At 70.5% G+C, this 20,952-nt stretch carries 14 protein-coding genes; 4 read left to right on the top strand and 10 right to left on the bottom strand.

The features are described 5' to 3' along the window. Positions 1–514: 514 nt before the first annotated feature. The 7 genes from ACZ4TV_RS08305 to ACZ4TV_RS08335 all read right to left on the bottom strand — a co-directional run bounded on the left by ACZ4TV_RS08305 (position 515) and on the right by ACZ4TV_RS08335 (position 12,055). Positions 515–3,091, bottom strand: a complete 2,577-nt coding sequence (locus ACZ4TV_RS08305) for a bifunctional FO biosynthesis protein CofGH (RefSeq protein WP_468131999.1) — start codon at positions 3,089–3,091, stop codon at positions 515–517. A 132-nt stretch (positions 3,092–3,223) separates the two neighbouring features. After that, entirely contained in the window at positions 3,224–4,006 is a 783-nt protein-coding gene (locus ACZ4TV_RS08310; protein WP_468132001.1) for an SDR family oxidoreductase, read from the bottom strand. Positions 4,007–4,569: 563 nt separating this feature from the next. Then, on the bottom strand, positions 4,570–4,854 hold the full coding sequence (locus ACZ4TV_RS08315; protein WP_468132003.1) for a DUF6881 domain-containing protein: 285 nt from the start codon (positions 4,852–4,854) through the stop codon (positions 4,570–4,572). 3 nt (positions 4,855–4,857) lie between these two features. Continuing rightward, the gene (locus tag ACZ4TV_RS08320) at positions 4,858–9,453 is read right to left on the bottom strand and encodes a putative T7SS-secreted protein (RefSeq protein WP_468132005.1); all 4,596 of its coding nucleotides are present in this window, start codon (positions 9,451–9,453) and stop codon (positions 4,858–4,860) included. Continuing rightward, positions 9,453–10,109 (bottom strand): hypothetical protein, encoded by a 657-nt coding sequence (locus ACZ4TV_RS08325; protein ID WP_468132007.1) that lies wholly within the window; start codon positions 10,107–10,109, stop codon positions 9,453–9,455. The genes ACZ4TV_RS08320 and ACZ4TV_RS08325 overlap by 1 nt, the downstream gene beginning before the upstream one ends. Next, complete coding sequence (locus tag ACZ4TV_RS08330; RefSeq protein WP_468132009.1) at positions 10,106–10,531, bottom strand: SseB family protein; 426 nt, start codon at positions 10,529–10,531, stop codon at positions 10,106–10,108. The genes ACZ4TV_RS08325 and ACZ4TV_RS08330 overlap by 4 nt, the downstream gene beginning before the upstream one ends. Positions 10,532–10,792: 261 nt before the next feature. After that, a complete protein-coding gene (locus ACZ4TV_RS08335) occupies positions 10,793–12,055 on the bottom strand; it encodes an aminotransferase-like domain-containing protein (RefSeq protein ID WP_468132011.1) in 1,263 nt (420 codons plus the stop codon). A gap of 141 nt (positions 12,056–12,196) precedes the next feature. Between ACZ4TV_RS08335 and ACZ4TV_RS08340 the strand changes: the two genes are divergently transcribed. Next, a complete protein-coding gene (locus ACZ4TV_RS08340) occupies positions 12,197–13,069 on the top strand; it encodes a hypothetical protein (protein ID WP_468132013.1) in 873 nt (290 codons plus the stop codon). A 195-nt stretch (positions 13,070–13,264) separates the two neighbouring features. Here ACZ4TV_RS08340 and ACZ4TV_RS08345 read toward each other — a convergent pair whose 3' ends face one another. The 3 genes from ACZ4TV_RS08345 to ACZ4TV_RS08355 form a co-directional block, all read right to left on the bottom strand. After that, a complete protein-coding gene (locus ACZ4TV_RS08345; RefSeq protein ID WP_468132015.1) occupies positions 13,265–13,474 on the bottom strand; it encodes a DUF397 domain-containing protein in 210 nt (69 codons plus the stop codon). A 256-nt stretch (positions 13,475–13,730) separates the two neighbouring features. After that, on the bottom strand, positions 13,731–14,615 hold the full coding sequence (locus tag ACZ4TV_RS08350; RefSeq protein WP_468132017.1) for a helix-turn-helix domain-containing protein: 885 nt from the start codon (positions 14,613–14,615) through the stop codon (positions 13,731–13,733). A gap of 291 nt (positions 14,616–14,906) precedes the next feature. Beyond that, positions 14,907–15,641, bottom strand: a complete 735-nt coding sequence (locus ACZ4TV_RS08355; RefSeq protein WP_030390041.1) for a GOLPH3/VPS74 family protein — start codon at positions 15,639–15,641, stop codon at positions 14,907–14,909. A 384-nt stretch (positions 15,642–16,025) separates the two neighbouring features. On the opposite strand from ACZ4TV_RS08355, the gene ACZ4TV_RS08360 reads away from it, so the two are divergent. The 3 genes from ACZ4TV_RS08360 to ACZ4TV_RS08370 all read left to right on the top strand — a co-directional run bounded on the left by ACZ4TV_RS08360 (position 16,026) and on the right by ACZ4TV_RS08370 (position 20,785). Further along, positions 16,026–18,389: a D-alanyl-D-alanine carboxypeptidase family protein gene (locus ACZ4TV_RS08360; protein ID WP_468132019.1), complete on the top strand. Its 2,364-nt coding sequence runs from the start codon at positions 16,026–16,028 to the stop codon at positions 18,387–18,389. A gap of 115 nt (positions 18,390–18,504) precedes the next feature. Continuing rightward, positions 18,505–20,481, top strand: a complete 1,977-nt coding sequence (locus ACZ4TV_RS08365; protein ID WP_468132021.1) for an MFS transporter — start codon at positions 18,505–18,507, stop codon at positions 20,479–20,481. Between the two features lie 100 nt (positions 20,482–20,581). Next, positions 20,582–20,785 (top strand): hypothetical protein, encoded by a 204-nt coding sequence (locus ACZ4TV_RS08370; RefSeq protein WP_468132023.1) that lies wholly within the window; start codon positions 20,582–20,584, stop codon positions 20,783–20,785. Positions 20,786–20,952 lie beyond the last annotated feature (167 nt).

Here is a 20,952-nt window from a genome sequence, read left to right on the forward strand (position 1 = left end):
GTGTCCGTGGCGGGGCCGGGGGAGGTGGTGCCGGGGCCGGAACCGGGGCCGGGCGCCGTACGGGGGCCGGGCGCCGGGCCGGGCCCAGGGCCGCGGGCGGTGGTGCCGGGGCCGGCGCCGGGTGCCTGGCCGGGGCCCGGCGCCGTACCGGCAGGGGTCCCTGCCGTGCTTCCGGGTGTCGCGCCGGGAGCACGGCCCGTATCGACCGTCGCCGTGCCGTACGGGTCGGCCTGTCCCGGGCCCCCGCCTCGCGCATCAGAACCGCCCGAGCCGTCCCTCGTGCCGTTCATACCGATCACTTCGTCCACCCCCGGCACCGCGCCCCCCGCTGACCACTCCACCCGACGTCCGACGTCCGACGTCCGGCACTCGCCACCCGTCCCGTCCCGCCGCGCATGCGAACCCGCACTGTAGTGGACAGCTTCGATCAAACCCGGAAGCGGTTCGCCGAGAACCCAGGAAGTGAGCAGAGATCGGCCAGAATGCGAACCCTCCCCGCGGCTGGTTTCGGGCGTCAGTCCAGGACCGGCAGCAGCTCCGGCAGGTGCCCGTCCGAGGCGCGTGCCGCGTCCTGCCGCTCCTGCGGCACCTCCCCGTACAGCGTCGTACGGGCCTTCGCGGGCCGCCCGGCCGCCTCCGCGACGGCGATCAGGTCCTGGATCGACTTGTACGAGCCGTAACTCGACCCCGCCATGCGCGAGATGGTCTCCTCCATCAGGGTCCCGCCGAGATCGTTCGCCCCGGACCGGAGCATCTCGGCCGCGCCCTCCGCGCCCAGCTTCACCCAACTCGTCTGGATGTTGGGGATGTGCGGGTGGAGCAGGATCCGCGCCATCGCCGTCACCGCACGGTTGTCGCGGACCGTCGGACCCGGCCGCGCGATGCCCGCCAGGTACACGGGCGCGTTGGTGTGGATGAAGGGGAGCGTCACGAACTCCGTGAAACCGCCGGTCTGTTGCTGAATCCGGGCCAGCGTGCGGAAATGGCCGAGCCAGTGACGGGGCTGGTCCACGTGCCCGTACATCATCGTGGACGAGGAGCGGATCCCGAGCTCGTGCGCGGTGGTGATGACGTCGATCCAGTCCGCCGTCGGCAGCTTGCCCTTGGTCAGGACCCAGCGGACCTCGTCGTCCAGGATCTCCGCCGCCGTGCCCGGGATCGAGTCCAGGCCGGCTTCTTTGGCCGCCGTCAGCCAGTCCCGTACGGACATCCCCGTGCGGGTCGCGCCGTTGACGACCTCCATCGGCGAGAAGGCGTGCACGTGCATGCCGGGGACCCGCTGCTTCACCGCCCGCGCGATGTCGAAGTACGCCGTCCCGGGCAGGTCCGGGTGGATGCCGCCCTGCATGCATACCTCGACCGCGCCGACGTCCCAGGCCTGGGCGGCCCGGTCGGCGACCTGCTCCAGGGAGAGCGTGTAGGCGTCGGCGTCCGTGCGGCGCTGCGCGAAGGCGCAGAAGCGGCAGCCGGTGTAGCAGACGTTGGTGAAGTTGATGTTCCGCGTGACGATGTAGGTGACCTCGTCGCCCACGACCGACGTGCGCAGGTCGTCGGCGATCCGGCACAGGGCGTCCAGGGCCGGCCCGTCCGCGTGCAGCAGGGCGAGGGCCTGCGCGTCGGTGAGCTTCGTCGGGTCGTCTGCGGCCTGCGCGAGCGCGGCCCGTACGTCGGTGTCGATGCGCTCGGGCACCATCCCGGGGGCGGCGATCTCCTTCAACGCCTCCCAGTCGCCGTAGACGTGGTCGAAGTCGTCGCGGCGATCACCGGTGCGGCCCTCGGTGTCGATGGTGGCGTGCAGATCGGTGCGCCCGTACGCGGTGAAGCCCTCGTCCGGCTCCTGCCAGGGCCGCCCCACGACCTGCGCCGACTCGTCCGCGAGCCCGCTCTCCGCGTCCGCCAGCGCCCGTACGTGCGGCAGCAGCCGGGGGTCCAGCCAGGGCTCGCCGCGCCGCAGGAACTCCGGATAGATGGTGAGGCGTTCGCGCAGCTCGAAACCGGCGGCGGCGGTGCGCTCGGCCAGCTCCTCGATGTGCGGCCAGGGGCGCTCCGGGTTGACGTGGTCGGGGGTCAGCGGCGAGACCCCGCCCCAGTCGTCGATGCCCGCGCCGATGAGCAGGGCGTACTCGGCGTCCACCAGGTTCGGCGGGGCCTGGATACGGGCGTTCGGGCCCAGGATGTGGCGGGCCACGGCGATGGCGGCGGCCAGCTCCTCCAGTTCCGCGTCCGGCATGCCGCGCATGGCGGTGTCCGGCTTGGCGCGGAAGTTCTGGACGATGACCTCCTGGATGCCGTGGTAGCTGCGCTGGATGCGGCGGAGCTCGAAGAAGGCGTCCGCGCGCTCCTCGTAGGACTCCCCGATGCCGATCAGGACGCCCGTGGTGAAGGGGACGTTGGACCGGCCCGCGTCCTCCAGCACCCGCAGCCGTACGGCCGGTTCCTTGTCGGGGGAGCCGTGGTGGGGGCCGCCGGGCTCGGACCACAGGCGGGTGGCGGTGGTCTCCAGCATCATGCCCATGCTGGGCGCGACCGGCTTCAGGCGCTGCAGGTCGGACCACGACATGACCCCGGGATTGAGGTGCGGGAGCAGCCCGGTCTCCTCCAGGACGCGGATCGCCATGGCGCGGACGTAGGCGAGGGTGTCGTCGTAGCCGTGCGCGTCGAGCCACTCGCGGGCCTCGGGCCAGCGGTCCTCGGGGCGGTCGCCGAGGGTGAAGAGCGCCTCCTTGCAGCCCATCGCCGCGCCCTGGCGGGCGATGTCGAGGACCTCGTCGGGGGAGAGGTACATGCCGTGGCCGCTCTTGCGGAGCTTGCCCGGCACGGTCACGAAGGTGCAGTAGTGGCACTTGTCGCGGCACAGGCGGGTGAGGGGGATGAAGACCTTGCGCGAGTACGTGATGACTCCGGGCCGTCCGGCGGCGTCCAGTCCGGCGTCCCTGACGCGTGCGGCGGAGGCGGCGAGGTCCCGGAGGGCCTCGCCGCGCGCCTGGAGGAGCACGGCCGCCTCGGTCGCGTCGAGCGCGACGCCGTCTCGTGCCCGCCGGAGCGCGCGGCGCATCGCGTTTTCGGTCGGAGCCTCACTCGGAGTGGTCATACGGCGAGCATACGATCCGACGTTCGGGCGGTGGTGTGGCTCGTGCTCAGGCTCGGGCTCAGGCTCATGTTCAGGCTCATGTTCAGGCTCATGTTCAGGCTCATGGGCGGTTTCCGGCTGGGCCATCCTGGCTCATCTCATCAACTCACCGGCGTTGACCAGCAGGGACTGGCCGGTTATCGCCCGCGCCCGGTCCGAGACGAGGAAGGCGGCGGCGTCCGCCACGTCCCCGTCGGTGGCGAGGTCGGGCAGCGCCATCCGCCGCGTCAGCCGGCCGTGCACCTCGGCCTCGGGAACGCCCTCCGTATGGGCGGTGAAGGTGACGAAGGCCTGCACGGGCGGGCCCCACATCCAGCCGGGCAGCACGGTGTTGACGCGGATCCGGTGCGGGCCGAGCTCGCGGGCCATGGAGTACATGGCGGAGGTCAGGGCGCCCTTGGAGGCGGCGTAGGCGGCCTGCTGCACCTCGTTGGGCGCGGCGACGGCGGACTGCGTGCCGATGATGACGACGGACCCGCCGCGCTCCTTGAGCGCGGGCAGACAGGCCCGGGTCATCCTCAGCGTCCCCAGCAGATTGACATCGAGGATCTGCTGCCAGGTCCCGAAGTCGGCGTCCTCCAGCCCCCCGAAGTACGAGTCCCAGGCGGCGACGTGCACGACGGCGTCCACGCCCCCGAACCGCTCCCGCGCGAGCGCGACGAGCGCCTCGCACTGCTGCTCGTCGGTGATGTCGGTGGCCCGGTGGGCGGTACGGACCCCTGCGGGGTCGATCTCGGCGGCGGTCTTGGCCAGATTCGCCTCGGTCCGCGCCCCGAGCACGGCGTTCCCCCCATCCCGCACGACGGTGGCGGCCACCTGATGCCCGAGCCCGGCCCCGACCCCGGAGACGATGACGGTCTTCCCTCGCAGCAGCATGACGCGCCTCCAGCAGCACGGGCTTACCTGACGGCCCGTCAGGCTACGGCGACGCCGCGACGATGTGAAGGGGCGGGGATCGGGTGCGCGCCGGGGTTCCGTCCTGGCTCCCCGCACCGGCGACGTCCGCGTGCGCCGACCGAGGACCCAACGTGGCCGTCCGATCGGCCCCGTAGCGCCGTCTGGCTGGCCTGCGTTGCGATCGGGGCCGGTGATCGCGGTCTGTTCAGTGTGGTGGTGAAATGGCGCGGAATGCGTTCAGGGCGGCGATGTAGTCCCTTCTGACGCCATCGGAGTTCTCCAACTTCTCCATCTCGCGCTGTGCTGCGTCGCTCAGCCTCAGCTCGGGGCGCGGGCTGAGCCCGAGAGGTCGGACCATGTGTTGACGTTCCGTCACATTTTGATCACCCTGGTGTGGAGCGATTCGACGCGAGGGGACGCCAAGGGCAGGCCTTGACGAGTGCGGGTCGCGGGGTGGCGGCTGCCGTGCCGCGCTCGGGGCGTGCACGTGCGCCGCCGCCGCCGCCCGCAGGTTCATGTCCCCAGCCCGCTGCATCGGCGAGTTAGGGCTGAGGCCACCGAGCTCTCTCCCACATGGCTTCAAAATCATTTCGGGACACGATGAAGGCAGAAAAATCAGGCTGCGCTGAAACCTCTTCGATCGGGCCGACCGGAATTTCACCGAGTCCAATCTCTCTGGACTCATGCCATTCGTCGGACTTCAGAATCCGGCCGTCGCGGTACACGTGAACCTTTCGCACTTCGTACCCATCGCAGCCGATTTCGCTGTAGATTGCAACGGGGTCGGACTCGAAGTCGTGATGCCAATAAACTTTCCAATACTGCATGCCCTAGCTCTTCCCATGGCTGACGATTCGTCCACTCACGTCCAAAGGTCCGTCATTAAGTACAACGTACACGTCTGGTCGCTCAACCGAGCGCATGACCTCCAGGCCACGGACATCGACTTCTATGAAGTAGCCGAACTTGTTTCCAGCCCAAGGGACCCGCAGGAACGCTGCCGAAAGCTGGCCGAGTGTCTTTGTTCCTGGGATGATGTCGGAAAGGTATTGGCCATCCCCGAATCGTGCGTCTTTCGGGTTGTGCTCCTTGATCGACGCCCTGAGCTCACCGCTCTCTCTGATCCCGTTATATCCATCCTCGTTTGTGTAGTGGTACAGAGTGCTGAGTTCTTCTTCTGGAACTCGCTCCACTCGGTATTTGCATTCGTCCGGAGTCAGGCCGAGAGAGTCCGACCACGTGTGGGGGTTGTGGACGTACGTGGCCGGGTTGGGGGCGGGCGTGAGGCCCAGGGGGTCCGGGGTGAGGTAGCGGGCTGTTTCGGGGTCGTACGTGCGGAAGTAGTTGTGGTGGAGGCGCGACTCGGGGTCAAAGTACTGGCCCGGGAAGCGGAGGGGGGTGTAGGCGGTGGCGTTGCGGGTCCAGGTGGTGGAGCCCCAGAGGGTGGAGCGGGCGCGCCAGGCGATGGTGCCGGACTCGTCGATCAGTTCTCTGGGGGTGCCGATGAGGTCCGTGACGATAGCGAAGAAGCGGTCGTCCGTGGTGCCGAGGACGCGTTCCGCCTGGGTGAGGGGGTGCAGGCCGTGGTGGGTCCAGGTGAGGGTGACCGGGCCCGCGGTCTCCTCGCAGAGGGTGGTGCCGTCCCAGGTGAAGAGGACCTCTTCCGCGACGTCGCCGGTGGGCGTGAGGCGTTGTTTGGCCGTGCGGCGGGAGAGGGCGTCGTAGCGGTAGCGCCAGCGCGTGCGGTCGGGGGTGGTGACCCCGGTCATGCGGTCTTCCGCGTCCCACTCGTAGTGCCAGGTGTCCGGCTTGCGGGAGAGGCGGGTCTGCCGGCGTCGGACGACCCGGCCGAGAGCGTCGTACTCGTAGCGGATCGAGCCGGCTCGGGTGATGCGGGTGCCGGTGTACGCGCGGTCGCCCCGTGCCTCGGCGCCCGGATGGCTGGCCGGCCACGAGGCGGAGGTCTGGTTGCCGGCGTCGTCGTAGGCGTAGCGCTCCGACCAGTCGGCGGCGTCGACCGCGGTGACCCGGGCCGCCGCGTCCAGGGTGAAGGCGCGCGGCCCCGCGAGCGCGTCGTCGATGGCCGTGAGGGCGCCGTCGGCGCGGTAGCTGTAGCCGCGGCGCTGGAGGGTGCGGCCGTCCTGGCCGACGAGGTGCTGGTCGGTGAGGCGCCCGAGCGGGTCGTACGCCTGCACCAGGGCGAGGTCCGCGCCGATGGTGCGGTTCAGTTCCCGGCCTGCGGCGTCCCGTTCGAAGGTCAGGGTGCGGCCCGATGCATGGAGGGCGCTGCGGCGGCCGGCCGCGTCGTAAGTCCACTGGGACCGGGCCCCGGCTGGGGTGGTGCGGCCCGCCCTGCGGCCCGCGTCGTCGTAGGTGTGGGTGAGCGTGCGTCCGTCGACCGTCTCCGAGACGACGCGCCCGAACGGGTCCCGTAGCAGCGTCAGCGTGGTGCCGTCCGGCGAGACGGCCCGGGCGAGCTCGTCGAAGGTGTCGTACTCGTAGGACGTGATGCCGTCCGCCGTCTCCTTGCGGAGCAGCTGGGAGAGGGCGTCGTGCGTGTAGGTGGTGGTGGCGCCGAGTGCGTTCGTACGGGACACCAGGCGGCCCGCGGCGTCGTACCCGTAGGTCAGGGTGCGGCCGTCGAAGTCCGTCTCCGTGACCAGCCGGCCCGCCGCGTCGTAGGCGTAGTCCCACGTCAGGCCCTGGGGGTTGGTCACCCGCGTCAGCCGTAGTTCGGTGTCGTGGGTGAAGGTGTAGCGGACGCCGTCCGGGCCGGTGCGGGAGGTGAGGAGGTCGAAGTCCCCGTACTCGGAGAGCGTCACTCCGCCTTGCGGGTCGGTATGGGTGGTGCAGTTGCCCTCGCCGTCGTACGTCCAGGACTCCGTGTTGCCGTCGGGGGTGTCCCGGCGGAGCAGGCGGCCTTCCACGCTCCAGGTGAGGTGGGTGGTGTGGCCGAGGGGGTCGGTGATGGCGGTGGGGCGGCCGAAGGAGTCGCGGGTGTAGCGGGTCGTCGCTCCCAGGGGGTTGGTGACCTCGATGACGAGGCCTGCTGGGTCGCAGCGCACCGTGGTGACCGCGCCCAGCGGGTCCGTTACCGAGGCGAGGTGGCCGCGGGTGTCGTAGGTGAAGTGGTTCGTGGTTCCTGCCGGGGCAGTGGCGCAGGTGCGGTTGCCGTGGGCGTCGTACGTTGACTGCGTGACCCGGCCGTCCGGCTGGATCACCGTGACCGGCAGGCCCAGGGCGTCGTACTCCGCCCGTACTTCGCGACCGTCGGGGCGGACGACCGTGGTGAGCCGTCCCTGCTCGTCGTAGACGTAGCGGGTCGTGTGGCCCAGCGGGTCGGTGCGGGTCAGCAGGCGGTTGTACGCGTCGTGGTTGAGATGGGTGGTGGCGCCGGTCGGGTCGATCTCGGCGGTGATCTGAGCGCGGTCGTTGACCAGGTAGCGGGTTTCGTGCCCGTGGGAGTCGGTGTAGGTGGTGAAGCCGTCCCCGTAGGTGAAGCGGACGTTGAGGTGGCCGTTGGTGCCGGACTGGGCGGTGCAGCGGTGCTGATCGTCGTAGACGTAGTCGAAGTGGCGGCCGTTGGTATCGGTCCAGGAAGTGATCCGGCCGAGTGCGTCGTAGCCGAAGCGCAGGGGTCGGCCGGAGGAGTTGGTGACGTGGGTGAGGTGGCCGTCCGTGTACGCGTAGCGGAGCACCTCGGTGCCGTCGGCGAGGGCGAGGCCGGTTATTCGGCCGTCCGATGAAGTGAGGTGTACCTGATAGCCGCCGCTGTGGGACAGGGCGGTCGGCGTGCCGGACTCGTCGTATTCGAAGGAAATCCAGGCGCCGTTGCGGTCGTCGAGCTGGGTGATCAGGCCCTCGTCCGTGAAGTGGCGGACGTGGCCGGACTCGGGGTCGGTGACCGTGTATCCGTCGTCCGCGTCGCGGGTGAGGGGCCAGCGCTGGCCGTGGCCGGGGAGTACGCAGACGCCGCCCGGCTCGGGGTGCGGGTAGGCGAGCAGGCTGCCGTCCTCGCGTACGAGGATCACGCCTTCCTCGTCGATCTCCAGGCGCTGGTCGACGGTGGAAGACCAGGTCGGGCCGAACCAGCGGCCCGCGCGGTACGAGGACTCGAAGGTCCGGGTGAACACGAGCGGCAGCGAGCCCGGGAGGACCAGGTCGGTCTGCGGCAGGACCATCCGGCCCGTGGCCACGTCGACCGGGTCGCCCTTGCACTCCAGGTCCGCCTTGCGGCGGGCCGCTGCCTCGGCTTCGGCCTTCGTGGCCGCCCGCGCGGCCTCCTTGTTCGCCGCGCTGCCCGCCGCGTTGTCGGCGAATCGCATTCCGGCTCGGGCGGTGCCGAAGCCCTTGGTGCCGACGGCATCGGGGAGGAGGCGGCCCCAGAATTCGCTGGGGTCTTTCAGGAAGCTGTCGATCAGCGGGCCGGGGATGCGTTCGGGGTGGGAGGCGGTGGAGATGAGGCCGGCCAGTGTCATGTTGACGTTCTGCTGGAAGTCGGCCGGGTGTGTGAGGTTGTAGGGGTCGAACGGGTTCAGGCCGCGTGCGAAGTTCAGCGTTCCCGCTGTGCCCTTGGCGACGCCGCCCGCGAAGTGGTTGAGCTCGACCAGTTCCGAGCCCGCGTAGTCGGTGATCGAGGCGAGTAGTCGCTCTGTCGGCGGGGGTGTGGCGGGGGCGTGTTCCATGGCGGCTTTGAGGGTGCGCTCGGCCGTCGTGGCGGCCTCGTCGCGTTGCCTGCGGGCCTCGTCCAGGATCTCCTTGGCCCGTTTGCGGGCGGCTTCACCCGGGTCGGCGCCCTCCACCGGCTTCGGGCCCGGATCGCGGCCAGACTTCGAGGCCGCCTCGTAGGCATCCTCCCTTTCGAGGTGGGCGGCGTGGGCCTCCTTCGACGCCTTCACCGCCGCCTTGTAGAGCTCGATGGCCTCCTGGGCCTGCTTCTGTGCCCACTCCACCGTCTCCGCGTACCGGGTGAGAGCGCCGCCCGCCGACTCGCACGCGTCGGAGGCGTGCAGCCACTCGGTGGGGTGCATCGCGAACTTCTCGCGGAACGCGTCGGCGGCCTGGCCCTTCCACCGGCCGGAGTCGAGGGCTTTCATGCCCTGGCCGACCCGCTCGAAGGCCGCCTGGAAGTCCGTGAAGTGCTTGGCCGTCTCGCGGATCGCCGACGAACTGCCGTGGATCAGCTCGTTGGCCTGCTCACTTTGGCCGAGCTCCTGCTCCCGTACGCAGACACCGAGACGGGAGGCCAGTCCGTCGCCGAAGTCCTCGACCTTGTCCGCCCAGCCGTGCGCGCCGGCACGGTCGAGAACGCCACCGACCTCGTCGGTGACCCTGTCGACGCCGTGACCGATGACCTCCCTGGCGGAATCGACCTTCTCCTCGATCTTGTCGAGACCCCTGTCGACCAGGCCGCCCCAGTCCGTCATCAGCCCTCACCCCCACCCGGCTGTGCCTGCGTCTCGGCGACCGCCGCCTCGGGTGCCGGGCCGACCATGTCGACCACCACGGCGTCCATCTCGTCCCGCAGTCCTGCGGCGTCGACTACCTGATTGGGCAGGAAGATGTCGGAGGTGTTCACGTCGCGGACCGCGCTCTTCCAGGCCTCGTTGCCGTTCGCCGAGGCCCGCTCGAAGGACTCCGGGCTGTAGTCCGCATCCCTGATCTGGGTGATCGGATTGTCGGCGAAGACCTCGCCCCAGTTCTTGTCGATGACGTCCTGTTCGGAGGCATACGGATTGCCCAGCGCCGCGTTCGTCACGACCTTGAAGCTGCCCTGGATGTACTGGTCCTGCTCGTACATCACGCCCGCCGACAGGCCCACCTTCGCGGCGAACGCGTTCCCCTGCTGCACCAGCGACCGCACCCCCCAGCCCCAGCGCTCGCAGAACGTGCCCAGCGTGGACGTCAGACCCTCGTGCCCGGTCTCCATCCCCGTGAGCCCCAGATCGGTGAAGCCGCCGCCCATGCTCGCCGTGCCCACCGACCCGAGCTCCTTCAGCTCCGCCAGGCTGTCCGTGATGCCCTTCGCGATCTGCCCCAGCGCCTGCTTCGAGACATCGAGATCCGCCCCGTCCCCACTCACGCGGCCACCTCCCCGTCCAGGGCGACAGCGTCCGGCACGATCCCGCGCATCGGCGGGAACGTCATGCCGTCCGGCCCCGCCGCGTCGAGCGCGACCCCGCACGGAAAGTCCACCGCCGGTATCACCTCGTCCAGCAGCCGCGCACCGGTGATCCGCCGGTACGTCCACTCCCGGTCGCCCTCGTCCCGAGCTACGGCGAAGCGACTCAGCGCCTCCTCGTCGGAGAACGCGCAGATCCAGTCCAGACCGCCGAGTTGGGCCGTCCAGAGACCGCCCCGCTCGTCCATCGGCACGAGCACCACCCGGCTACGGAAGTCCGCCAGCCGTTCCAGTACCGTTTCCCGCGCCGCCACCACCGGATCGGCAGCCGCGCGCTCAACGGCATCGGCCCGCAGCCGGCCCCACTCCTCGTCGAACCCCACCCTGAACTCCCCCCGGCGCACCGCGACTCGGCCTCGACCGAACCGGCGCCCACCCCATGCGTCCTGATCGAACGAACTTTTGCACGCTGTGGCGGAGTTGACGAACTTTACTGTTCGGTAGCGCACATATCGAGCCAATCGAGCCGAGCGTTCGCTTCCGGCGGGGATGGAGATCAGGCCTCTGATGAGCGGGTTGCTCGCCGGGTGCCAGCCGATACCGCGCCGCGTGCAGCCATTGCAGAAGCAATAGCCGCCGACCCGTCAGCGACCCCCGTGCTCCGCCAGCGCAGCGCCCAGGCGGGTGACGCCCTCGGCGATTTCGGCCGGGGAGTGCGTCGTGAAGGACAGGCGGAGGGTGCGGGCGTCGGGGGCGGCCGCGTAGAAGGGGGCTCCCGGGACGAAGGCGACGTCGTGGGCCACGGCCGTCTTGAGGAGGGCCGTCGCGTCGTGGTCCTCGGGCAGGCGGGCCCAGACGAACATGCCGCCCGCGGGCAGGTTCCACTCGCAGTCCGCCGTGAGGGTCCGGCTCAGGGCCGTGTGCAGGGCGTCGCGGCGCTCGCGGTACGCCGCGCGGACCGTGGTTATGTGCGCGTCCAGGTCCACCGTCGCGAGGTAGTGCGCCGCGGCCAGCTGGTCCACCGTGGACGTGTGCAGGTCCGCCGCCTGCTTCGCGACCACCGCTGCCCGGCGCAGCGCCGCCGGTGCCCGGAGCCAGCCCAGCCGCAGCCCCGGCGCCATGACCTTCGAGAAGCTGCCGAGCAGGGCCGTACGGTCCTCCGCTCCCGCATGGGCCGCGAGCCACGGGACGTCGGACCCCTCGTAGCGGAGGTCCCCGTACGGATCGTCCTCCACCAGCCACAGCCCGAGGCGCGCCGCGATGCCCGCGACCGCCGCCCGGCGGGCGGCCGGCAGGGTGCGTCCCGTCGGGTTCTGGAAGGTGGGGACGGTGTAGAGCAGTTTCGGCCGCTCCCGCGCGACGATGTCCGCCAGCGCGTCCGGGACGATCCCCTCCTCGTCGCAGGGCACGGCCACCACCCGCGCCCCGGCCAGCCCGAAGCACTGGAGCGCCGCGAGGTAGGTGGGGTTCTCGACCAGCACCACGTCACCGGGTTCGATCAGGGTGGTGGTGATGAGGGTGAGGGCCTGCTGGGAGCCCGAGGTGATGAGGACGTCGTCCACGCCGGTCGGCAGGCCGCGCGCCGTGGCCCGGGCCGCGACGGCCGCGCGGAGTTCCGGCGCGCCCTCGGTCGTCGAGTACTGGAGCGCGCGCCGCGCCGACACCGCGAAGGCGGCCTCGTACGCCGCCCGCAGGCCCTCGGTGTCGAAGAGTTCGGGCGCGGGGAGGCCGCCGGCGAAGGAGATGATCCCGGGGCGTTCGGTGAGCGCGAGGATCTCGCGTACGGGGGAGCCCTCCACCGAGGTGGCGCGGGCGGCGAACGCGGGAGGCGGCGACGTAACGGCGGCGGTGGACGCGGCGGTGGACGCGGCGGTGGCGGGGGCGGCGGGCACGGAGGCAGCGGGCACGGGGGCTCCTCGGGGAGACGGGTCCGCGCATCGTAGTCAGGGAAAGTTGTAGACGGCATGTATATATCAGAGGGTGGACGGCTGGTTCCCGAACGCGCCCGCGCCCTCGCTATCTGACGCCACATCAGCTAGACCGTCCCCATGACGACAGGAGAGCAGCAGCGACAGCAGCAGGACCCGCAGCCGGACACCCGCGTCGACGACTACGCCGGGCTCGCGGCCGTCGGCCCCTACGGCGTCCGCCCGGGCCACGCGCTGATCACCATGGTGGAACCGCACCCGGGTCACGAGTACGCGTACAACCGCTGGTACGAGGACGACCACTACTACGCCGGCGCCATGGCCATGCCCTGGATGTACGCGGGCCGCCGCTGGGTGGCCACCCGCGAGCTCCAGGAGCTGCGCTATCCCGAGAAGTCGGCCGTCGCCCAGCCGGTCACCGCGGGCTGCTACATATCGACGTACTGGGTCACCGAGGGCCGCTACGACGAGCACATGAAGTGGACCGTCGGCATCAACAAGCGCCTGAACCGCGACGGCCGGGTCTACCAGGACCGCACCCACGTCTTCACGGCCTTCCAGGACCACGCGGCCACCGTCTACCGCGACGGCGCCGCCGGCCCGCGGGACTTCCACGCCCTCGACCATCCGTACGCCGGGCTCGTGGTCCAGGTCGTCGACGCCGACGGCCCCGAGCAGCGGGCGGAGTTGCTGGAGTGGCTGCGCTCACGCGCCCTGCCGAAGCGGCTGCACGGCTCCCCGGCCGCGATGGTGACGGTCTTCCGGCCCGCGCCGCTGCCCGGCGACCGGATGACGTACGTCAAGCAGGTGGAGGGGGTCGACACCCGGCTCACGCTGCTGTGGTTCCTGGAGGAGGATCCCCGGACCTGCTGGGACCGCTTCCAGGGGCTGGACGCGGAGGTCGCGGAGGCGGGGGTGGGGCGGGTGGAGTTGGTGGCGCCGTTCATCCCGACGGTGCCGGGGACCGACCGCTACGTCGACCAGCTTCGCTGACCGGCTCGGCTGACCAGGAGCGGGTACGGGGGCATGGCCGAGCCCCCTCGGCCAAGACGGCGGGCCGGTCGAGAGGGCTCCAGTCAGTGGTGCAGGTGGTGCTGGCTGTGCAGGTGATGCAGGTGATGCAGGTGATGCAGGTGATGCAGGTCGTACGAGGGGTGAGGGCCAGACGGTTGGGACGCGCCGTGATCTTCAGGCGAGGCGTCCCAGCCGGCCCTCGGTGACGTCGGCGACGAACGAGGTCCAGGAGCCGGGCGCGAAGGTGAGGGACGGACCGTCCTGCACCTTCGAGTCGCGGACGGCGATGGCCTCCATGACGGGGGACTTGACCTCGACGCAGGCGCCGTTGGCGGAGTAGGAGGACTTGATCCAGTTGTCCGTGGCGCCCTGGTGAATAGCCATGTTTCTCTCCGGTGAGCGAGTAGTTCCGGTGTCGTGTCGGCCATTGCTCCGGCTGACCTGATCGACGCTACCCGCAGCTCCTGACGGGTGAAGGAACCATTCACCCGACCGAGTGGCATATTCAATTCAGCCTTCTGTGGCCGGGGAGCGGCGGTGTACGGTACCGGCCCCTTCACCGCGCGCCCGGCGCGTCACGCCCCCGTTTGCGCCTATTGCAACTATTGCGCCCATCGCCTCCATTGCGTTTATTGCCCCGTTATTCACCCTTCTCCGCATACTCGTTGATGATCGCGGAGATGAACTGCTGGGTCTGGTCGACGTTGAGGGCCTGCGCGCGCAGGTGCTCGTACATCACGCTGTACTTCTGGACGTCGTTGGCCTTCTCCAGGTACAGGTCGCTCGTCACGCCCTCGATGTAGACGACGGTCGAGTCGGACGCGTCCGGGAACTCGAGGATCGCGTACTGGCCGTTGACACCCGGATGCGCGCCCAGCGAGAAGGGCATCACCTGCACCGTGACGTGCGGCTGTTCCGACTGCTCTATCAAGTATTCGAGCTGCCTGATCATCAACTGTGCGTCGCCCACCCGCCGGCGCAGTGCGGCCTCGTCGATGACCGCCCACAGGCGCAGCGGCCCGAGTTCCGGGTTGTTGTTGTCCGTCTCGGAGAGCCGCTTCTGGCGGTGCATCCGGACCTGGACGCGCTTGTCCACGTCGGCCGGAGCGGTCTCCGGCCACGCGCCGCGGACGAGGGACTGGGCGTACTCCGTGGTCTGGAGCAGCCCCGGGATCACGAGCGGCTCGTACGTGCGCAGGCTGGCGGCGTCCGTTTCCAGGCCGATGTAGACGCTGTACGGGATGTCGCCGAAGGCGTGCCACCAGCCCTGCTGGCGGGAGTCCTTCGCCATCTGCATGAGGGAGTCGATGAGCCGGCGGTCCTCGACTTCGTATACGTCGCACAGATCGCGGACGTCGCGCTGGCTGATGGAACGGCGGCCGTTCTCCAGTCGGCTGATCTTCGACTGGGAGACGAGGAGGCGCTCGGCGACCTGTTCGGCCGTCATGCCCTTGTCCTCGCGGAGCTTGCGCAACTCCATTCCCAGTCGGCGGCGTCGGACGGTGGGATTGACATTGGACGCCACGTGAACGGCACCTCCGCCTTCTTCTGTCGTGTTCTCTGTCGTGTTTCTCTGTCGTGCAGCAGCTGTCTCTCTGCGTGTCTGATGTTGAGCAGACTGCCACCGAAGCGGGCGGCGCCGCTGGGGAACGGCTGGGAAAACACAGACGCGCGGGGCGGCGGGGTCGGCGAACCGGCCCCGCCACCCCGCGCGCTGGCGGCTCCCGAACCGGGTCCTCGCGGACGTCGGTCACGGCGATGGCGTTGCGATGGAGCTGTGTGGACCCGGGGGTCCGAGCCTGTTACTGCGGGTGGATCAGTGCGCGGCCGCGCGGGCCATCGCACCGGTCCGGCGCGGCTGCAGCGGGACGCTGCTCGCCGTGGCCCGGGCCGGCGGTGCCGGTGCGCGGTCACGGCGTGGCTGGGCGGCCACACCGTTCTGGACGTCCATCACGGCATGCGCCACGAGTCCGCCCATCGGGTCGTGCCGGATCAGATCCCGCAGCCGGGACCTGGACGACCGCCCCTCGTTGCCGGGGTACAGGTGCTTGCCGAGTCCGACCGCGTGGGCCAGTGCGGCGAGCGCCGCGGTCCGCGGGTCCGGCGGTACGCCGGTACGGATCGCACTGTCGAGCCGGGCTCGGATCTCCCGGCTGATCTCCGTGTCCGTTGCCTGGTAGCGAGTTGTCGGCAACACCCCGCACATCTGTCCCGCGACGGCATGGACCATGCCGCAGCGCTCCAGATGAGCGAGGTAAATCTGACGGAGTCCCAGTCGGGGTCCGCCGATCCAGTGGACGGCCCGTACCGGGCTGCCGCGCCTGCGCAGCAGTTCCAGTGCGGAGTCCAGAGTCGGATCTCCTGTCGGCCGTGGCATCACCACGGCGATACGATCCCCATCAGGGGCTATCCGTCCTGCCAGAGCCAGCTCCACTAGCTGTGCCCCGGCCAGGCCGAGGTCGAGCGACTGCGGCTGCGCCGTGGTACCCGTGGCCGGGTCCAAGGCGAGCAGCAGAAGCTCCTCCGGAATTGTTCTGCGGCTCCTGCCCATCCATGCCTCCCCGCGTGGATGAGTGACAGGGTGACGCCTCTCACATTCATCTGTCGAGAGCGCGTGGCCGCTTTGTGGGGGAACCCGCAGCTATGTCGTTCTCGTCTAGCACGGGGGCGATGCCCCCGAGACGGGACACTGTTAGACATTCGGACAGCCGGACGTGGCGGCGATGGAGGAGGAACGGTGGCGGGCGAGTCCCCCGACAAGTCGGTAGATGAAGGAGCGCCGGGGGCGGCGGAGTCGTCCGCGGGGCGCGATCCGAGGCTGTCGGTGTTCCGGCCGAGGGATCCTGAGAGCGGTGTGGCTGGCGCGGGTGTCGCCGGCGCGGGTAGCGCTGGCGCTGGCGAAGCCGAAGCTGCGGTCGAAGCCGAAGCCGAAGCCGTGGTCGCCGTTGAGGCCGAGGCCGAGGTCGAGGTCGAAGCCGAGGTCGAAGCCGGCGAGCCGGATGCGCTGCGGGAGGCGGTGGCCGCCTGGGTCGCCGGGACCGAGGAGCCTGCGGATACCTCCGGACGGGTGGAATCGGACGCCGATGCCGAGGTCGCATCGGGCGAAGCCGTGGATTCCGCTGCCGCGAAGCCTGCCGACAGCGAGCGCACAGCGGTGTTCCGTGCGGTGAAGCCGGACGTCGTGCCGACGGCCGAGGCCGCCGCTTCTGTTGCTCCCGCCAGTGAGGCCGATTCTGATTCCGTTTCTGATGCGGCTCCGGCCGTTGAAGGCGAGCCGGTGGCTGAGGCCGAGGAGTCGGCGGACAGCGAGCGCACTGCGGTGTTCCGTGCGCTGAAGCCGGATTCCGCTTCTGCTTCTACGCCGGCTCCCGCGGCGGAGCAGTCGAAGCCTGCGGTCGAGGAGCCGGTCGACAGTGAGCGCACTGCGGTGTTCCGTGCGGTGAAGCCGGTTTCGGGCTCCGCTGCTGCCGCTGCTGCTGCCGCTGGTGCATCCGCGTCGGCTGCGGCTGTTGAGCAGGAGCCTGCGGCTCCCGCTGTGGAGCAGTCGAAGCGCCCGGTCGAGGAGCCCGTCGACAGTGAGCGCACGGCTGTGTTCCGTGCGGTGAAGCTGGATGCCGCTGCTGCTTCCGCTTCGGCTCCGGTCGGCGAGTCGCAGCCCGCGGTCGAGGAGCCGGTCGACAGTGAGCGCACGGCTGTCTTCCGGGCCCCCAAGCCGGATTCCGTTTCTGGGCAGTCGGGCGACAGCGAGCGCACCGCCGCCTTCCGTGCCGTGAAGCCGGACACCGCCAAGCCGGACACCGCCAAGCCTGCGGCGCCGGTCGAGCGGCCCAAGCCCAGTACGTTCGTGCCGCTGCGTACCGACGTCGGCGCGCCCAAGGCCCAAGCAGGACCGCCGTCACAGTCACAGTCACAGCCGAGGGCCTCGGCTGCCGCCCCCGCTGCCGCCGACGAGCGGGCGGAGCGGGCGGAGCGGGCGGAGCGTGCCGAGCGGACCACCCAGCAGCCGCTGCCGCCCAAGCCGCCGCTCGACATGCTGGCGGACCTCACGAACAACCCGCCCCCGCCGCCGAGCCCCCTGCGCACCGCGATCCGGCGGTTCAAGATCTACGCCCCGCTCGTCGCGCTCCTCGCGATCATCCTCGCCGTCGTCCAGCTGGTGCGCCCGCTGCCCGAGCCGAAGCTCGTGATGACCGCGAAGTCCTCGTACACCTTCGGCGGCTCCAAGCCGCAGCTGCCCTGGCCCGCCGAGGGCCAGGCCTACATGGCCGCCGCCGGCCTCGGCACGCTCGGCCAGTCCGGCGAGCAGAAGCCCGTGCCGATCGCGAGCGTCACCAAGTCGATGACGGCGTACATCATCCTGCGCGACCACCCCATCAAGAAGGGTGAGCAGGGCCAGATGATCGACGTCGACAAGACGGCCGAGACCGAGGGCAAGAAGAACGACTCGGTCAACAACGAGTCCACCCTCGACACGGTGAAGGAGGGCGACAAGATCTCGGAGTACGACGCGATCGCCGCCCTCATGATCCCGTCGGCCAACAACATCGCGCGGCTGCTCGCGCGCTGGGACTCCGGTTCCCAGGAGGCGTTCGTCAAGAAGATGAACGACACCGCCAAGGAACTCGGCATGACCAAGACCACGTACACCGACCCGTCGGGTCTGGACGCGACCACGGTCAGCACCGCCGAGGACCAGGTGAAGCTGGGCCTGAAGCTCGTCGAGATCGAGACCCTGCTGGAGATCACCAAGAAGCCCTACTGGGACGACCCGTCGGGCAAGCGCTGGCGGAACTGGAACGGCCTGGTCCCGTACAACGACTCGCTGGGCATCAAGACCGGTACGACGACCAAGGCGGGCGGAAACCTCCTCTTCGCCGCCCAGAAGAAGGTCGGCAACACCAACCAGCTGATCGTCGGTGCCGTACTCGGCCAGCACAAGTCGCCGATCATCGACAGCGTGCTCGCCGCGAGCAAGCAGCTGATGATCGCCACCCAGAAGGCCCTCGAAGGCGCACCCGTCGTGAAGAAGGGTGACGTCGTGGGGTACGTGGACGACGGACTCGGCGGCCGGACCCCGGTCGTGGCCACCGCCGACGTGCAGGCGGTCGGCTGGGCCTCGCTGACCGTCGACGTCAAGCTCGGGGACGGCGGCGGCAAGCTGCCGCAGACCGCGACGGCCGGCACCGAGGTCGGCCTGCTGACGGTCGGCGAGGGCGCCAGCCAGGTGAAGGTGCCGGTGGCCCTGAAGAGCGATCTCGCCGCGCCCGGCATCGGGAGCAAGCTGACGCGCGTCGGCTGACATCCGGTGAGAGCGTGGATCCGGCGCCCCGGGCAACCCCGGGGCGCCCGGGCGCGTCTTGGCACCCGGTACGTGCGTGCGTACGGGTGTGGACTCATGTGTGGGGAGGGCGGCAGTGACCACCGCTGAGCAGCAGGGCCGGCGACGCGAGGAAGCAGCCACCCCATCGGCCGATGGCGCTGTCGGTGCTGTCGGCACCGCCGACGTCAGTGCCGCCGACGCCGCCCCCGCCGCCAGCAGCTCCGCGGTGCCCGAGCCTCCCGCCCCCGCCCCCGCCGCCACACGGCCCCCCGGCTTCGCCCCGGCCGGTCTCGCCCGGGCCGGTCTTGACCGGGCCAGGCGCCACCCCGTGGCCGTGGCCACCTTCCTCGCCGCGGTGCTGCACGTCGTCTGGTTCTTCAGCTTCGCCAACAGCGGCGGCGACCTCGCCGCGCAGGACGCGTGGGCCGAGTTCGTGGGCCGCCATCCCGATTCGGCGTACAACCTCGCCTGGTACGGCGGCATGCACCCCGTCTCGTACAGCGTGGTCTCGCCGTACCTCATGCACATGCTCGGCGTGCGGACCACGATGATGATCGTGGGCACCGTCTCGGCCGGCCTGTTCGCGCTGATCATGACCCGCTGCCGCGGGGCCGTGCGCGAGCCCCTGTGGCCCGCCCTGGCCGGGGTGTACGGGCTGCTGTGCAACGCCCTCTCGGGCCGCGTCACCTTCGGCCTCGGCGTGATGTTCGCGCTCGGCGCGGTCGCCGCCGTCTTCTGCTGGCCCCGCAAATGGGCGGAGCGGCGCTGGGCCAAGGCCGCGGTGGCTGCCCCGCTGGCCGGCCTCGCGACCGCCGCCAGCCCGGTCGCCGGGCTCTTCCTCGGGGTGATCGCGGCCGCACTGTTCCTGAGCCGGCGGCGCCCGGGTGCGTACGCGCTCGGGCTGGCCCCGGTGGCCGTGGTCGGGCTCTCGGCCTGGCTGTTCCCCTTCTCCGGGACGCAGCCGATGAAGCTCGGCTCGGCCGGTCTGCCGTTCGTGTTCGCGCTGCTGATCCTGTTCCTCGTACCGAGGCGGTGGAAGACCGTCCGGATCGCCTCGGCCGTCTACGCCCTCGGGGTCTTCCTGACCTGGGTGATCGACTCCCAGGTCGGTTCGAACGTCACCCGGATGGTCATGCTGTTCGGCGGGGCCGTACTGATCGCCGCCCTCCCGTACGAGGTCCCGCGCGCGCGGCGCTGGTACGGCGTGCTGCTCGCCTTCATCGGGCTGAACGCCTGGATCACCGCCAACAGCATCACGGACATCGTCCGCACCACCCCCGTGGCCGCCTGGAACCGGGAGCTGGCCCCGCTGATCGACCAGTTGCAGAAGGCGGGCGCCGACCGCGGCCGGGTCGAGGTGGTCCCGGCCAGCAGCCACCGCGAGTCCTCCGCCTTCCCCTCGTACGTGAACCTCGCACGCGGCTGGAACCGGCAGGCCGACCTGGAGCGCAACCCGCTCTTCTACGACGACACCCTCACCGCCGACAGCTACCGGGCCTGGCTGGAGCGCTGGGCCGTGCACTACGTGGTGCTGCCCGCCGACAAGCCCGACTCGGGCGGGGAGGACGAGGCGAAGCTGGTGCGCGAGGGGGTCCCGTACCTCCAGCAGGTCTGGGGCGACGCGAACTGGCAGCTGTTCAAGGTGCACGAGCCGACGGACCTGGTGTCCGGACCGGCGACCGTGGTGCGGGCGAGCGCCGACCGGCTGGTCATCGACGTGAAGCAGGCCGGGCGCGTGCTGGTGCGGGTCCCGCACTCGCCGTGGCTGGGGCTGGTCGACGGGGCCGGGAAACCGGTGCCGCCGCCGCAGGAGACCTTCGCCTCGAAGGCGCGGGGTGACGGGAGCGGGACGGGGAGCGCGCTGCGGAAGGACTACGCGAACACGGCCGGGTGCCTGTTCAAGGCCGCTCCGGACGGGACCGGCGACGTGTGGACGGAACTGCTGGCGCCGGCGCCGGGGGAGTACCGGGTGGCGGCGAAGTACCAGCTGCCGCGGGGGACGCCCTGCCCGGAGGACCTGGTCCACCAGACGCTGGGGCAGCCGAAGCGGTCGGCTCCGCCGCGTCCGTGACAGGCGGGTCCGGGTGCGTTGGTCCGGGTGCGTTGGTCCGCATATGTGCATACGATCCCAGTAGTCCGATTGGGTGCTTCCCGAGGGAGTTGACGACGGGATGAACAAAGAGCAGAAGCGGGACGTCCGGGCGGCCATCGCGAAGGCGCAGGAGCAGGCGCAGGTGCCGCGTGCTCCCGGTCACGGCTTCGACGGTCCGGTACGGAGCAAGGTCAAGGGCGGACTGCACACGAAGGCCGCTCTCAAGCGGGCCGGCACTCCGCAGGGCGACCGTATCGGCGAACGCAGCAGTGGTCTGAGCTGAACCCTTCGCGAGCCCTTCCGGTCTCTCGGCCGGGAGGGCTTCGTGCGTCCGGAGCCGGCCGTGGCTCCTGGGGGCCGGGCCCTTTCTTCTTCTAGGCCGACCTCGTGGCGTGATCCGACGTGATCCGGCCCGATGTGGCGGATCCGGCGTGATCCCGCCGCCCGCCC

Source organism: Streptomyces sp. NPDC028910 (assembly GCF_055564955.1).

Bases quoted from the DNA above. Each gene is read 5' to 3' on its own strand.
- ACZ4TV_RS08320 (WP_468132005.1), bottom strand. From the start codon at position 9,453: ATGACGGACTGGGGCGGCCTGGTCGACAGGGGTCTCGACAAGATCGAG.
- ACZ4TV_RS08310 (WP_468132001.1), bottom strand. From the start codon at position 4,006: ATGCTGCTGCGAGGGAAGACCGTCATCGTCTCCGGGGTCGGGGCCGGG.
- ACZ4TV_RS08305 (WP_468131999.1), bottom strand. From the start codon at position 3,091: ATGACCACTCCGAGTGAGGCTCCGACCGAAAACGCGATGCGCCGCGCG.
- ACZ4TV_RS08345 (WP_468132015.1), bottom strand. From the start codon at position 13,474: ATGGCTATTCACCAGGGCGCCACGGACAACTGGATCAAGTCCTCCTAC.
- ACZ4TV_RS08355 (WP_030390041.1), bottom strand. From the start codon at position 15,641: ATGGGCAGGAGCCGCAGAACAATTCCGGAGGAGCTTCTGCTGCTCGCC.
- ACZ4TV_RS08370 (WP_468132023.1), top strand. From the start codon at position 20,582: ATGAACAAAGAGCAGAAGCGGGACGTCCGGGCGGCCATCGCGAAGGCG.
- ACZ4TV_RS08315 (WP_468132003.1), bottom strand. From the start codon at position 4,854: ATGCAGTATTGGAAAGTTTATTGGCATCACGACTTCGAGTCCGACCCC.
- ACZ4TV_RS08340 (WP_468132013.1), top strand. From the start codon at position 12,197: ATGACGACAGGAGAGCAGCAGCGACAGCAGCAGGACCCGCAGCCGGAC.